Consider the following 14,100-nt stretch of genomic DNA (forward strand, 5'->3'; position numbering starts at 1 on the left):
ACCCTTCCGCCATGGACATCGCCAGCAGGGAGGCATACGACGGCATGCCCGGGTACGACGACGCACGCACCGCATCCAGAGCACTCGCCACCGAGGCCGTGCACGCCGGCCGGGACGACCTGGCCCGGCAGGGACTGCACGCCCCGCCGATAGACCTGTCCACCACCTACCCCTCCTACGACAGCCGCGGCGAGGCCGCCCGCATCGACGCGTTCGCCACGACCGGCGCGGAGCCGGACGGCCCGCCCGTGTACGGGCGCCTCGGCAACCCGACCGTCGCCCGTTTCGAGACGGCCCTGGCCAAGCTCGAGGGCACCGAGGCGGCGGTCGCCTTCGCCAGCGGAATGGCGGCGCTGAGCGCGGTTCTCCTCGTACGGTCCTCGATGGGCCTGCGCCACGTCGTCGCCGTACGCCCTCTGTACGGCTGCAGCGACCACCTGCTGACCGCCGGACTGCTGGGCTCGGAGGTGACCTGGACCGATCCGGCCGGCATCGCGGACGCCCTGCGCCCCGACACCGGCCTGGTGATGGTCGAGTCCCCGGCCAACCCCACGCTCGCCGAGGTGGACCTGCGGGCGGCGGCCCATGCCTGCGGCTCCGTCCCGCTGCTAGCGGACAACACCTTCGCCACGCCGGTGCTCCAGCGCCCCGCCGAACACGGTGCCCGGCTGGTGCTGCACAGCGCGACCAAGTACCTCGGCGGGCACGGGGACGTGATGGCCGGCGTCGTCGCCTGCGACGAGGAGTTCGCCGGACGGCTGCGGCAGATACGTTTCGCCACGGGGGGCGTCCTGCACCCTCTCGCCGGGTACCTGCTGCTGCGCGGCCTGTCCACCCTTCCGGTGCGGGTCCGGGCCGCCTCCGCGACCGCCGCCGAACTCGCCCGCCGCCTGGCGGCCGACCCGCGCGTCGCCCGGGTCCACTACCCGCGCATCGGCGGTGCGATGATCGCCTTCGAGGTCCACGACGACCCGCACGAGGTCATCGCCGGCGTCCGCCTCATCACCCCCGCCGTCAGCCTCGGCAGCGTCGACACCCTCATCCAGCACCCGGCGTCCATCAGCCACCGCATCGTGGACGCGGACGACCGACGGGACGCCGGGGTGAGCGACCGGTTGCTGCGGATGTCGGTGGGCCTTGAGGACGTGGAGGACCTGTGGGCGGATCTGGACGGTGCGCTGGAGCGCCCCCGAAGGGGCGCCGCGCAAAGTCGACATGCGGCTCCGCCGCGGGGCGCGACCAGCGACAACGCACCCGCAGTCGCCGGCGCCCAGTAGCCCCTGCGGCCCTTAGGCCTTCCCCAACTCACCCGCGCTCGACAGCCGCTCCGCAACCTCCATGGCGCCCCCCGGCTCAACCGGCGGGGCCAGCCGAGCCGTGATGACCAGGGTCCCCTCCTCGATCTGATAGTCGAGGGGGAGCCCCAGTCCCCGCATCGCGGCGACCATCCCGGTGTTGGACGACTGCGTCACGGCGTACACGCTCTCACAGCCCGCCTCGACCGCCATCCCCACCAACCTGCGGAGCAACTCGCTGCCGACGCCCCGCCGCTGCCACGCGTCCTCGATGAGCAGCGCGACCTCGGTCTCGTCACCGTCCCACAGCAGGTGGCCGAGGGCGACGATGCGCCCCGACGCGGTCTGCACTGCGAGCGTGCGGCCGAACCGGGGGCTCAGCAGGTGGTTGAGGTAGCGGTCCGCGTCGCCGATCGGCCCGTGGTACCGCATCCCGAGCGTCCGCGTCGAGCACCGCTCGTGCATCTCCTTCGCGGCCGCCAGGTCACCGGTGTCCGCCCGGCGCACGGTGATGTCGTTGCCCTCGGGCAGCGTCAGCACGTCCTGGCTGCGCGGCACACGCGGGCCCAGCCGGGCGTCCAGCTCCACCAGTGCCCGCGCCCGCGCGAACTCGGTCGGTGTGAACGGCAGATGCGGCCGCTCCACAGTGATCACTCCACCTTCCGGCGCACGCAGCCGCATCACGGTGTCCTCGAGAGCCCCTTCCACGGGCACCGGCTCCGGCGTGCGGCTGCCCACGGCCGGGACGGCGGGCAGCGACCGGATGGTGCACCGGCCCAGCAACTGCCGCAGCGCCAGCGGAAGTTCCGCCGCGTCCAGGGCGGTGCGGGTGGCGAGGCCGAGCACCCGGGTCGGCGCGTCCACCAGGTCATGGGCGTCCGCCCGCTCGATCCAGGTGCCGGTGCCACCGGCCACCGACACCGCTCGGGTGATGTCGGCCGCCGCGAGCCCGCCCGGTGCCCGCAGCAGGAACTCGTCCACCGTGCCCTCGGCCAGCGGATGCGTCTGCAGGCTCAGGATGTCCACCCGCAGCACGGCGAGCGCCGTGCACAGCGCGGCCAGTGACCCCGGTTCGTCCTTCACCGTCGTCCGCATCCGCCACAGCGCACTCTCCTCGGACACCGTCGCGGACGCGTCCCGCGACTGGTCCGACGGCCCGGCCTGCTCCTCGGAGCGCGGCCGGGCACCGGTATCGCTCTTCGGCGGTGCGTGACCGTGGCGGCGTGCCCACCATGTGTGGAACCCCGCCGTGGCGACCAGCACGACCGCGGAGACCAGCAGCAGCGTCGGTCCGTCGGGCCCGTGCCCGATCAGGTTGGCCACGGCGTCGGCCACCGCCACCGCCGTGAAGAGCGCCGCGAGCTCGATGACGTCGCGTCGCCAGTGGTGTACAGGACGGCCGTGTTTTGCGCGCGTCACATCAGACATGTCTCGACTCATGCACCCACTGTGAAGGAAGGGTGTTGCGTGATCACGAACGCTTTGTGACCGGGCGGTAAAGAGCCATTATGTCTGGTTTGTGATCCTGTCTGTCCGGCAGCCTCGTGAAGCAACTCCGTCATGCGGCCCCAGCAGCCCCATGGGCAGCACCGTCATGCGGCCGGCCCCTGCGTCAGCGCGCTGCGCGGTCGCCGGGCCTGGGTCACGAGCCGGGACGAGCCACGGCGCTCCGCCGTCGCCGCCAGATGCGGCAGTTCTTGGCCGCCGCTGTCCGCGCCGACTCCACCAGCCGTGACGGCTTCACGGCCCCGCGCCACACCAGCTGCCCGAGATCCGCGCCCAGCCGGGCCGCGTCGAGCTGCCCCCGCGCCGCCAGCACCAGCAGAGCGTCCACGGCGGCGAGCCGGTCCTCCGGGCGCCGTGCACCGAGCCCGTACGCCACGGACAGGTGGACGGCCTCACCGGCACCTCCCAGTAGAAGACACCGAGGCCCCCCACCGGACTCGGCGAGGAGCGGGAGCATCGCGGCGGCGCCCCGGGCATCGTCCACGGCGACCGACGCGCAGCTGCCGCTGGTAGTAGCGAGCGGCCGCCACGTCGGCCACCGCGAGCAGCCCGGCGGTGGCCACCTGAGGAGACGTCAGGAAGCCTGCGAAGAACCGCGGATGCTCCTCGACGCCTGCGGGCGTCGCACCCCGTGAGGTCTCGAGTCCCAGGCGCTGTCCGGCCGCTGCGGACTCCAGCACGGAGGGTCGGCAATAGGCCACGGCCTGTAGGGATCGCGTCATGGAAAAACCGTGGAGGCGACCACTGACAATCACGCTGACCTGCACAAACGCCTTCTGGTGGAGGGAGTTCGCCAGGCGGCTACGACCGTGCCGCGTACCCGGGGATGACGCGGGTACGCGGCACGCGTCTTTAGGCTACGGGAGTCACTGGCCGACCCGGCCCGGCTGCAGGACCTGTGTGAACAGCACGGTGCCGTCCGACTCGCGCAGTCGCACCGTCAGTTCGCCGCTGCCGCCGTCGATGTCGACCTCGCCGAAGAACTGGTAACCGCCGGCGGGCGAGACGTTGGCCGTCGTCGGCGCCTTGATGAACACCCGCTCCGGGCCGAAGGTGTTGTCCAGGGTGTTCGCCGGGAACGCGCCCGCGTTGAGCGGGCCGGACACGAACTCCCAGAACGGCTCGAAGTCGGTGAAGGCCGCCCGCGACGGCTGGTAGTGCTGGGCCGAGGTGTAGTGCACGTCGGCGGTCAGCCACACCGTGCCGGTGATCCTGCGGTGCTTGATGAACCGCAGCAGCTCGGCGATCTGCAGCTCCCGCCCCAGCGGGGCCCCGGGGTCGCCCTGCGCCACGGCCTCGACGTTCGGCTTGCCGTCACCGGTGTCCGGCACCACCAGTCCGAGCGGCATGTCCGACGCGATCACCTTCCACACCGCCCGGGAGCGGGCCAGCTCGCGCTTGAGCCACGCCAACTGCTCGGCGCCGAGGATGCCCTGGGCGTCGGTGGGCTGGTCGTCCGTGGAGTTGGCGTTGCGGTAGGTGCGCATGTCCAGCACGAACACGTCCAGCAGCGGTCCGTGGTTGACGACCCGGTAGACCCGTCCGTCGGGGCGGCGCAGGGTCGAGATCGGGTAGTACTCCGAGAAGGCCTGCCGGGCGCGTGCGGCCAGCACGTCGACGTTCTTCTCGGTGTAGCGGGTGTCGCCGAGGATCTCGCCCGGGTACCAGTTGTTGGTCACCTCGTGGTCGTCCCACTGGATGATCGAGGGGACCTGGGCGTTGAACCGCTTGAGGTTGTCGTCCAGCAGGTTGTAGCGGAAGTTGCCGCGGAACTCGGCGAGGGTCTCGGCGACCTTGGACTTCTCCTCGGTCGTGACGTTGCGCCAGGTGCTGCCGTCGGGCAGGGTGACCGAGGCCGCGATCGGGCCGTCGGCGTAGATGTTGTCGCCGCTGCAGATGAAGAAGTCCGGATCCAGCGCGGCCATCGCGTTGTAGATCCGGTAGCCCCCGAAGTCCGGGTTGATGCCCCAGCCCTGCCCGGCGAGATCGCCGGACCACACGAAACGCACCCCGTCGCGCCGCCGCGCCGAGGCCGTACGGAACGTGCCGGTGACCGGCTCGCCGGTGCGGCGCGGGTCGTCCGGGTCGGCGAGCAGCACACGGTAGTGGATCTGCTCACCGGACGGCAGGCCGCGCAGCCGGGTCGTGCCGGTGAAGTCGGTGTCCGCGCCGAGCAGCGGGCCGTGCCATCTGCGCGCGCCCCGGAACGACTCGGTGGCGGACGTCTCGACGATCATCCGGGCCGGACGGTCGGACCGCACCCACACCAGCCCCGAGTCGCAGGTCACGTCCCCCGTCTGCACGCCCCAGCCCGCCTTGGGACGCCCCGACAGGGCGAAGGCCGGCGCCGAGCCGAGAGCTGTGGGCAGGGTCAGGGCCGCCGACGCGGCGAGCGAGCCGCGCAGCACGCTGCGACGACCCGGGAACGGACGGTGTGACATGGAGGCCTCCAGGGGCGGGATCCGGCCAGTGTGCAGTGCCACAACTACTGGGGCGCCGCAGCGCACACGGAAACCACAAGTGAACAACTGACCGCATCCGCAGGGGAACTGGTGTGTCACGTGGGGGACAGGCGGACGCAGGGTTCCGGTCACCTCCCGGTGGGCGCGGCGCGGCTCCCGGCCCTCCCGGCCCTTCCGGCCCTTCCGGCCCTCCCGGCTCTCCCGGTCAGCCCGGACGCGCGGCCACCGCCTCGGCCATCAGCCGTACGCCCGCCCGGATCCGTGTGGGCGACAGATGCGCGTATCCCAGGACCAGCCGCACACCCGGCTGCCCGATCTCACCGGCACGCGCGTGCGTGTAGTCCGTCACAGGGCGCACCGCCACCCCGGCCGCGGCCACACGCGCGAGGAACCGCTCCTGGGGACCGTGCCGCTCCGGCAGCGCGGCGATGACGTGCAGTCCCGCGGCGATCCCGGACACCTCCGCCCCCGGAAAGTGCTCCTCCAGAGCACCGACCAGGGCGTCGCGACGCTCCCGGTACGCCCGCTGGCAGCGGCGCAGCTGGCGGTCGTAGTCGCCGCGCTCCAGGAACCGGGCGAACAACGCCTGATCCAGGGTCGGATGACCGAGATCCATGGTCCGTTTACGCTCGACGACCTCCTCGGTCAGGGGCTCCGGTACGAGCAGCCAGCCGAGCCGCAGCCCCGGGGCGAGGGACTTGCTGACCGATCCCGCGTAGGCGACACGTTCCGGGTCGAGTCCCTGGAGGGCGCCCACGGGGGCGCGGTCGTACCGGAAGTCGCCGTCGTAGTCGTCCTCCAGGACGTACCCGTCGACGGACCGCGCCCAGTCGAGCAGCTCGGTACGGCGGCGGGCGGAGTACGCGATGCCGGTGGGGAACTGGTGGGCGGGCGTCGTGACGACGGACCGTACGCCCGACTCCCGCAGCGGGCCGACGGCGAGCCCCTCGTCGTCCATGGGCAGCGGCACCGTGGAGACGCCCGCGGCGGCGTAGAGGGCGTCGTGCTGCGGGCTTCCGGGGTCCTCGACACCGACTTCGCGCATCCCGCGCGCGTGCAGCACGAAGCCCAGCACCGTCGTCGCCTGCGACACCCCGGAGACGACCACGATGCGCTCGGGATCCGCGACCACGCCCCGCCGGCGGGCGAGCAGCTCGGCGAGCGCCGTACGCAGCCGAGGCAACCCGCGCGGGTCGGGATAGCCGAGCTCGTGGTGCGGCAGCTCGGCCAGCACGCCGCGTTGCGCCGCCGCCCACGCGGCGCGCGGGAACAGCGACACGTCCGGCGTGCCGGGTACGAAGTCGGCCCGGGCGTCGGCGGAGCGCGGAGCGAGGTCACGCGCGCGTGGCCGGGCCGCCCGTACGGCACCGCCGACCCAGGTCCCCGCACCCCGGCCGCTGCGCAGATAGCCCTCCGCCGTCAACTGCTCGTACGCCTCGGTGACCAGCCCTCGCGACACCCCGAGGTCGGCGGCGAGATCCCGGCTCGACGGCAGCCGGGTACCCGGTGCGAGCCGCCCCGACCGCACCGCCTCACGCAGCGCGGCCTGCAGCGAACGGCCACGCGCGCGTGCGGGCGCCGACACGGCCGGCAGCAGCAACTCCCAGGCAGGAGTGCCCGGATGGTGCTCCGGCCCACCCTCGGTCGGCGTCGCAGGGGGCTTCGCGGTCCTCCCGGCGGGATTGGTCTCCGATGACGTCATGAAAGTGGACCTTAAACCGGACCGCGCCGGTTCCTAGCGTCGCTGCCATGAACGCCACCACCACACGCGGTGCCCTCCTCGCCGCCCTCGCCTGCGTCCTCGTCGGAGGCTCCTTCACCGCCAACAGCCTGCTCGGCGAGTACCCGTACGCCGGCGGCCAGTTCCTGCGCTACGCCCTCGCCTGTCTCCTGCTCGTCCCCCTGGCCGGACGTGACGCCTCGGCCCGGCTGCGGGCGCTCGCCGCGCGTCAGTGGGTCCGTCTCGCGGCGCTGGCGGCCGTGGGCATGGTCGGCTTCAACCTGGCCGTCATCGCGGCCGAGCGCACCGCCGAACCGGCGGTTCCCGGTGTCTTCGTCGGCTGCGCGCCCGTGGTCGTGGCCGTCGTCGTCCCCCTGCTGGACGGGCGGCGCCCTCAACGTGCCGTCCTGTACGGGGCGTTGCTCGTGGCCCTCGGCGCGTTCGCGGTTCAGGGCTGGGGCCGTGCGGACGCCGCCGGCATCGCCTTCTCCGCGGGCGCGCTGGTCGGCGAGGTCGGTTTCGCGGTCCTCGCCGTGCCCGTGCTGCGCCCCCTGGGCCCGCGGCTGCTGTCCGCCGCGGTGTGCGGGATCGCCGCCGTCGAGTCGGCGGCGATCGGGCTGCTCCTGGACGGCCCCGCGTGGCTGCGCCGCCCCGACACCACGGAAGCCGCCGCTCTCCTGTGGCAGGCCGTGGTCGTGACCGTCGTCGGCTTCGTGTGCTGGTACATGGGCATGCAGCGGATCGGCGCCGAGCGCGCCACGCTCTTCTCCGGCCTCATCCCGGTCTCCGCCGCCTGCACCGCCCCGCTCGTCGGAACCGGCTCCTACGGCGCCGCCCAGGCCCTGGGCAGCGCCCTGGTCGGCGCCGGAGTCGCCCTGGGATCCGGTGCGTTGACGCGTGCCCGGCGGGGATCAGCGGCTGCCGTCGAGGATGACGCGCGCGACCAGGGCCGGGTCGTCGTTCATCGGGCAGTGGCCGCAGCCGGGCAGCCGGACGAGACGGGCCCGGGGAATGATCTGCTTGGCGCGCACCCCTTGGCGGCGCACGAGCAGCCGGTCGCGGGTGCCCCACGCCACGGTGACCGGGATCCCGGGGATGTCGTCGGTGAACTGCACGGCCCGGCCGGCCCGGAGGGTCTGGTCGAATCCCGTGGCCCGCGCCAGGGCGAGCGTCTCGGCGACCACGGCCTCGGGTGACCGCCGGCCGGGACGGGCGTAGATCGAGCTCGTCAGGACCGTACGACCGGCCGTCGACCTGGACAGCTGCTCCACCAGCGGCAGCGGCAGCCGTCGGGAGATGTGCCGCATCGCCAGCAGCACGCCGAAGGCATAGCGCCGTTCGGCCGCGGACCAGAAGCCGGCGGGGGAGAGGGCGGTGACGGACCGGACGAGCTTCTCGCGGCCCAGCTCCAGGGCGATCAGCCCGCCCAGCGAGTTGCCCACGACATGCGGCCGGTCGAGCTCCACGGCCTCGCAGAAGGCGGCGAACACGGCCGTCGTCGTGGCCAGGTCGTAGGAGAGGTCGTCCGGCAGGCCCGGAGAGGCCCCGAACCCGGGCAGATCCACGGAGATCACCTCGCGCTCGGTCGCGAGGATGTCCACCACCGGGTCCCAGACCTGGCGGTGGTGACCGATGCCGTGCAGCAGGAGCAGCGGTTCACCGCTCCCCACGCGCGCGTAGTCGACGGTCACGCTCTGTGGGCCGCGGGGAGAGGGGACCTGGAAGGAGACGGTGGCGGACATGGGGTGCTCCTCGTCTGGGACACGGTCTGGGACACGCTGACGGACGGCCGTAGACAGCTTGTCAGCAATTGCTACCGACGGGTAGACCTTGCTCGCGGCCGATCACGGCCGGTCCGCGGTTCCCCAACGCGCCCTGCGTGTCACGGGGTTGGACGACACCGGCCCTGAGGAGCCGATTTCGCCTGGACACCGCCGGACGCGTCGGCTGGGATGGTGCAGTGACCACCGAAACCGAGACCGACGTCTTCGAAGAGCACCGCCCCGTCCTCCTGGGAGTCGCCTACCGCATGCTCGGCCGCGTCGCGGACGCGGAGGACGTGGTGCAGGAGGCCTGGCTGCGCTGGTCCGGCGCCGACCGGTCCGAGGTGCGCGAACCGCGCGCCTACCTGGTGCGCATCACCACCCGCCTCGCCATCGACCGGCTGCGCCAGGTCAAGGCGCGGGGCGAGACCTACGTCGGCCCCTGGCTGCCGGAGCCGTACGTCACCGACTTCGGGGACACCGTCCCGGACACCGCGGAGCGCGCCGTTCTCGCCGACTCCGTCTCCCTCGCCGTCCTCGTCGTCCTGGAGTCCCTGTCGCCCCTGGAACGCGCGGTGTTCGTCCTGCGGGAGGCCTTCGGCTACCCCTACGCGGACATCGCCGCCATGCTCGACCGCGGCGAGGCGGCGGTGCGCCAGCTCGCCGGGCGGGCCCGCAAGCACGTCGACGAGCGGCGGCCCCGCTACGAGGTCGACCCCACGCAGCGCCGCGACCTCACCGAACGGTTCCTGGCCGCGGCGGAGGGAGGCGACCTGGAGGGGCTCATGTCACTGCTCGCCCCGGACGTCCGCCTCGTCGGCGACAGCGGCGGAAAGGCCAAGGCGCCGGTGCGCGTCCTGGAGACGGCCGACAAGGTGGGCCGCTTCATCGTCGGTGCCGCACGCAAGGGCGGCGTTCCCGACCTCTCCTGGCGCTTCCTGGAGATCAACGGCGGGCCCGCGGTGCTGGCCCTGTCCGGGGGCAAGCCCGACTCGGTCTTCCAGCTCGACGTGGCGGACGGGCGCGTCCAGGCGGTGTACATCATCCGCAACCCTGACAAGCTCCACGCCCTGGCCGCCGAGTAGAGCCACACCATCGCCCCGCCGGTGACGCCCCTGTTGTGCGACGGGGGTTTTACCGGCATGTCAAAGAGGCGGCCTTGTACGAACACGCCGTGAACGTTCCCGGGCCACATGCGTGCACCGCCCACAAGGGATGGAGGATTGGTATTGACCAAGGTTGAGGGCCGTCCTATGGTCGCAGAGAAGTGCAACAACCTTTAATAAACAAGGGCGCTAAAACGCCGCTGGGCCACGGCGATTGCGGAGGACAGGGTGGGGACCACGCAGCTGGAATCGGTGCCGGAACCGAAGTACTGGCACCTGAGGACCGTGCTCAGTGAGGCACTGGACTCCGAATTCACCGTGGGCGAGATCCTGCCCAACGAGCGAGACCTGGCCGCCCGCTTCGGCGTCGCCCGGGCCACGCTCCGCCAAGCCCTGGAGCAGCTGGAGCTGGAGGGCAGGCTGCAGCGCCGCCGCGGTGTCGGTACGACCGTCGCGCCGCCGCGCGTGGGCGTGGCCGTCGGCACCGAGCAGCATGCCTGGCCGGGCGCGTCCGACGACGTCTGGCAGCCCGCGGACTGCGCGCAGGCGGTTCCGCCCGCGTCCGTCGCGGACGCCCTGGAGAGCGGGCGCGACGAGCCCGTGCACACCGTGCGCCGCTCCCGCGTGACGCACGGCCAGCCCGTCGCCGCCGAGCTGCTCTACATCCCGCAGTCCTCGGTGCCCGACCTCTCCGCCATCGACGCCCCGTCCGGAGCGGCACGCGCGCGTGCCGTGCTGCGCGAGCTGCAGCGACTGGAACTGGAGGGCCAGGAGAGCGCCGTCGAGCTGGGCTCTGCCCGCGCGGACGACGCCAAGGAGCTGGACCGGCTCCCGGGGGCGCCCGTCCTCGTGGTGACCACCCGCTACCTCGCCGAGGGCCGCACCGCCGCGCTCGCCGTCGCCACGTACCGCGCGGACACCTGCCGGCTGACCTTCGGTGACTCCGGGGGTGTGGAGATCCACCAGGACCCGGAGCGCCGGGCGTCCTGACCGCCGTACCGACACATGCCGCGCGCCCCGGATCGACTCCGGGGCGCGCGGCATGTACGGCCCCAGACTCCGTGGCACCGCGGACGGCCGACCGGCGACCTTCTCAGCGCCGCCCCGTCACCGTCCCCTCCACCGCGAACAGCTGCTCCTCCACATGGTCGAGCGCGAGCCGCAGCGCGCCCGTCGCCACCGCCGCCTCGCCGAGGAGGGACAGGGCGACCTTCGGCGGGCGCAGACAGTAGCGGGCCAGTTCGCGTCGCAGCGGCTCAAGTACGCCGTCCAGGCCGGACGCCCAGCCGCCGATGACGACCAGTTCGGGGTCGAGGGCGAGGACGAGGGCCGCCACGTCGTGCACGAGACGCTGGATGAAGCGGTCGACCGCCGCGCGAGCCCGCTCGTCGCCCTCACGGGCCTGTGCGAAGACCTCGGCGACGGCGTGCTCGTCGAGCGGGCGCAACGGCTCGTCGGTGGTGGACAGCAGGGTCTCCGGGGTCACCTCGCGGCCCAGCAGATGCAGCGCGCCGATCTCGCCGGCCGCCCCGCCGAACCCCCGGTGCAACTGCCCGCCGATCAGCGAACCGGCGCCGGGGCTCAGCCCCGCCAGCACGAACACCACGTCGTCGGACTCGGTGGCCGAGCCTTTCCAGTGCTCGGCGACCGCCGCCGCGTTGGCGTCGTTCTCGACCAGGACCGGGCACTTGAAGGACCGGCTCAGCCGCTCGCCCAGCCGCAGCCCCGTCCACTCGGGCAGCGCCGCGCCCAGCCGCACGGTGCCGTCCGCGTCCACGATGCCCGGCGTCGCCACCCCCACGGCCCGCAGCGAGCCGCGCGCGACACCGGCCCGGCGCAGCAGTTCTGCCACCGCCGTACGCACCCGTTCGAGCCGCTCGTCGGCCGGAGCCGTCTCGTCGACGTCCTTGACGATCGAGCCGAGCACCCGGCCGTCCAGATCGGCGAGGAGCGCGGCGACCCGATGCGCCCCTATGTCCAGACCCAGCAGATGACCCGCCTCGGCCCGGAACCGGAACCGCCGTGCGGGCCGCCCCTGACGCCGTACGACACTCTCGTCGGCCGCCTTCTCGACGACGTAACCCGCCTCGATGAGCCCCTCGACCACGCCCTCGACGGTGGGCCGGGACAGTCCGGTCACCCGGGTGATCTCCGTCAGCGTCGCGGCGTCCGTGGCACGCAGCGCGTGCAGCACCACCGCGGAGTTGATCCTTCGCAGCAGCGAGGGATCCCCGCCGGTCAGCCGCGGCAACGTCCGTCCTCCCAGCTCGTGCGCATGTTGGCCGGATGGTACTCGCCGTGGCGGACCCCGGCGAGTGGTGGGCACTCACCGGCCGCCCGGCCCGGGCCCCGTCGGTGGCACGCCGCCCGGATCACCCCGGCGCCACGAACCCCGACTCGTACGCGGTGATCACCGCCTGCGTGCGATCCCGCGCCCCCAGCTTCGCCAGGACGGCACTCACATGCGACTTGACCGTCTCGGTCCCGACCACGAGCCGGGCGGCGATCTCCGCGTTCGACAGACCGCGCGCCATCAGCCGCAGCACCTCGGCCTCCCGCTCGGTCAGCCGGGCCCGCTCCAGCAGGGCGCGGGCCGCCCGGTTCCCGCCGTCCTCGCCGTACTGCGCGGCGAGCTGCCGTACGGAGGCCGGGAACAGCAGGGACTCGCCCTCGGCGACGAGCCGCACCGCGTGCACGATCTCGGCCGGCCGGGCCCGCTTGAGCAGGAAGCCGTCGGCGCCGGCCCGCAGCGCCTCGTACACGTACTCGTCGTTCTCGAAGGTCGTGACGACGAGGATCTTCGGCGGCTCGTCGACCGTCCGCAACACCGCGCGCGTGGCCTCGATACCGTCCAGCAGCGGCATCCGTACGTCCATGGCGACGACGTCGGGCCGCAGTTGCCTCACCAGCGGAATCACCGCCGCCCCGTCGGCCGCCTCCCCGATGACCTCGATGTCGGACTGCGCCTCCAGCACGGCCCGCAGACCGGCGCGTACGAGGGGTTCGTCGTCGACGAGGAGAACGGTGACCGGCATCCGGCCAGCCTAGATCAACTCAGCGGCAGCTCTACATGTACCTGCCAGTCACCTTGGTCGGGACCGGTCCGCGCGTGTCCGCCCAGCAGGGCGGCGCGCTCGCGTATCCCACGCAGGCCGCTGCCTCTGCCGGGCCCGGGTATGCCGGCGGTGAGCGGATTGCGGATCTCAAGGGTGAGCGTGCCGCCCACGACGGCGATGCGGACCCGGGCCGGAACGGACCCGGCGTGCCGCAGCACATTGGTCAGCGACTCCTGGAGGATGCGATAGCCCTCCCGGGAGACCGGGCCGGGCACGGTGTCCAAGGCCCCGGCCAGGTCGACGTCGACCTTCGCGCCGGAAGCACGCGCGGACTCCAGCAGGCGATCGGCGTCCGTGAGCGTGGGCCGGCTGCTGACCGGCCGCTCCGACTCGCGCAGGATGCCGAGGACGCGCTCCAGGTCCTCCAGTGCGGCCCTGCCCGTCTCCTCGATGGCGTCCAAGGCCCGCTCGGTGAAGGCGGGATCGCCGGCTGCGCGGGCCGCGCCCGCCTGGACGACGGCCACGGTCAGGGCATGGCCGATGGAGTCGTGGAGCTCGCGGGCGATCCGGGTGCGTTCCAGGAGCTGCTCGGTGCGCTCCTCCAGGGCGGCGAGGCGCTCGGTCGGTGAGGGGCCCAGGAGCCGGAGGGCGAGTGCGGTGATGAGGTGGCCGGCGGCGACCACGGTCACCGCCAGGGTGGCCAGGGTCACGGGCACGAGCAGCAACTGCCACCATGGGTGGCCCTGAAGGAACAGCCGGCCCTCGTCGAAGTCACGGCCGAACGGCGCCGACAGCAAGTCCACCGTGGCGAAGAGCAGTTGGCCGGTGACCGTCGCGGTCGCGTACCCGACCAGCAGCCGCGCCTCCAGCCACACGACGAGCCGCCGCCGGTCGCTCCAGGTGGCGGACGGTGCGACGACGATGTCGGCGCTCCCGCTGTCCGGCCCGTGACCGGTCAGCAGCAGCCTGGCCTGCAGCCCCTCCACGGTGCGCATCGCGGGCACCAGACCGGCGGGGGCGAGCGAAACGGCCGCCACCAGCCAGATCCACCACTCTTCCCGGATGAACAACCACATGCTCGGCCACACGACGGCGATGAACAGATGCAGCCATCGTGTGTACGTAACCGCCCGGCCGAACGGGCGCAGCAAGCGGGCCATTCCGTCATCGTGCCAGCCGCCACTGACAACGA

10 protein-coding genes and 3 pseudogenes are annotated in these 14,100 nt (G+C 72.9%); 4 read left to right on the forward strand and 9 right to left on the reverse strand.

Annotation, left to right across the window (positions count from 1 at the left end):
* Window positions 1-44: 44 nt before the first annotated feature.
* Window positions 45-1,277, forward strand: coding sequence for a trans-sulfuration enzyme family protein (locus ABD932_RS13245; protein ID WP_345012369.1), 1,233 nt, complete (start codon window positions 45-47; stop codon window positions 1,275-1,277).
* Between the two features lie 12 nt (window positions 1,278-1,289).
* On the opposite strand, the gene ABD932_RS13250 is transcribed toward ABD932_RS13245, so the two are convergent.
* From ABD932_RS13250 to pdxR, 5 genes and pseudogenes are all read right to left on the reverse strand, one after another.
* Window positions 1,290-2,723, reverse strand: coding sequence for a GNAT family N-acetyltransferase (locus ABD932_RS13250; protein ID WP_425587456.1), 1,434 nt, complete (start codon window positions 2,721-2,723; stop codon window positions 1,290-1,292).
* A gap of 164 nt (window positions 2,724-2,887) precedes the next feature.
* Window positions 2,888-3,297 (reverse strand): annotated as a pseudogene (locus ABD932_RS13255) (DUF6493 family protein); the annotation flags it as partial.
* Window positions 3,296-3,523: pseudogene (locus ABD932_RS13260) on the reverse strand (SWIM zinc finger family protein); the annotation flags it as partial. The pseudogenes ABD932_RS13255 and ABD932_RS13260, both read right to left, overlap by 2 nt.
* A gap of 144 nt (window positions 3,524-3,667) precedes the next feature.
* Window positions 3,668-5,242, reverse strand: coding sequence for an alkaline phosphatase D family protein (locus ABD932_RS13265; protein WP_345012082.1), 1,575 nt, complete (start codon window positions 5,240-5,242; stop codon window positions 3,668-3,670).
* A gap of 226 nt (window positions 5,243-5,468) precedes the next feature.
* The gene (pdxR, locus tag ABD932_RS13270; protein WP_345012084.1) at window positions 5,469-6,965 is read right to left on the reverse strand and encodes a MocR-like pyridoxine biosynthesis transcription factor PdxR; all 1,497 of its coding nucleotides are present in this window, start codon (window positions 6,963-6,965) and stop codon (window positions 5,469-5,471) included.
* Window positions 6,966-7,012: 47 nt separating this feature from the next.
* Between pdxR and ABD932_RS13275 the strand changes: the two are divergent.
* A pseudogene (locus tag ABD932_RS13275) lies at window positions 7,013-7,801 on the forward strand (EamA family transporter); the annotation flags it as partial.
* A gap of 93 nt (window positions 7,802-7,894) precedes the next feature.
* Here the strand turns inward: ABD932_RS13275 and ABD932_RS13280 are convergent.
* Window positions 7,895-8,725, reverse strand: coding sequence for an alpha/beta fold hydrolase (locus ABD932_RS13280; RefSeq protein WP_345012086.1), 831 nt, complete (start codon window positions 8,723-8,725; stop codon window positions 7,895-7,897).
* Window positions 8,726-8,943: 218 nt separating this feature from the next.
* Here ABD932_RS13280 and ABD932_RS13285 point away from each other — a divergent pair, with 218 nt between their 5' ends.
* Entirely contained in the window at window positions 8,944-9,831 is an 888-nt protein-coding gene (locus ABD932_RS13285) for an RNA polymerase sigma-70 factor (protein WP_345012088.1), read from the forward strand.
* Window positions 9,832-10,080: 249 nt separating this feature from the next.
* Entirely contained in the window at window positions 10,081-10,842 is a 762-nt protein-coding gene (locus ABD932_RS13290; protein WP_345012090.1) for a GntR family transcriptional regulator, read from the forward strand.
* A gap of 103 nt (window positions 10,843-10,945) precedes the next feature.
* On the opposite strand, the gene ABD932_RS13295 is transcribed toward ABD932_RS13290, so the two are convergent.
* The 3 genes from ABD932_RS13295 to ABD932_RS13305 form a co-directional block, all read right to left on the reverse strand.
* Window positions 10,946-12,103 (reverse strand): ROK family protein, encoded by a 1,158-nt coding sequence (locus ABD932_RS13295; RefSeq protein ID WP_345012092.1) that lies wholly within the window; start codon window positions 12,101-12,103, stop codon window positions 10,946-10,948.
* A 121-nt stretch (window positions 12,104-12,224) separates the two neighbouring features.
* Window positions 12,225-12,887, reverse strand: coding sequence for a response regulator transcription factor (locus ABD932_RS13300; protein ID WP_345012094.1), 663 nt, complete (start codon window positions 12,885-12,887; stop codon window positions 12,225-12,227).
* Window positions 12,888-12,901: 14 nt separating this feature from the next.
* Window positions 12,902-14,068, reverse strand: a complete 1,167-nt coding sequence (locus ABD932_RS13305) for a sensor histidine kinase (protein WP_345012096.1) — start codon at window positions 14,066-14,068, stop codon at window positions 12,902-12,904.
* Window positions 14,069-14,100: the final 32 nt, after the last annotated feature.

The sequence above is a fragment of the Streptomyces shaanxiensis genome, assembly GCF_039537145.1.
Classification (GTDB): Bacteria; Actinomycetota; Actinomycetes; order Streptomycetales; family Streptomycetaceae; genus Streptomyces; species Streptomyces shaanxiensis.

What these genes read in the sequence shown, in the direction of transcription:
- ABD932_RS13245 (WP_345012369.1), top strand. Translation starts at nt 45, where the DNA reads ATGCCCGGGTACGACGACGCACGCACCGCATCCAGAGCACTCGCCACC.
- ABD932_RS13250 (WP_425587456.1), bottom strand. Translation starts at nt 2,723, where the DNA reads ATGTCTGATGTGACGCGCGCAAAACACGGCCGTCCTGTACACCACTGG.
- ABD932_RS13265 (WP_345012082.1), bottom strand. Translation starts at nt 5,242, where the DNA reads ATGTCACACCGTCCGTTCCCGGGTCGTCGCAGCGTGCTGCGCGGCTCG.
- pdxR (WP_345012084.1), bottom strand. Translation starts at nt 6,965, where the DNA reads ATGACGTCATCGGAGACCAATCCCGCCGGGAGGACCGCGAAGCCCCCT.
- ABD932_RS13280 (WP_345012086.1), bottom strand. Translation starts at nt 8,725, where the DNA reads ATGTCCGCCACCGTCTCCTTCCAGGTCCCCTCTCCCCGCGGCCCACAG.
- ABD932_RS13300 (WP_345012094.1), bottom strand. Translation starts at nt 12,887, where the DNA reads ATGCCGGTCACCGTTCTCCTCGTCGACGACGAACCCCTCGTACGCGCC.
- ABD932_RS13305 (WP_345012096.1), bottom strand. Translation starts at nt 14,068, where the DNA reads ATGGCCCGCTTGCTGCGCCCGTTCGGCCGGGCGGTTACGTACACACGA.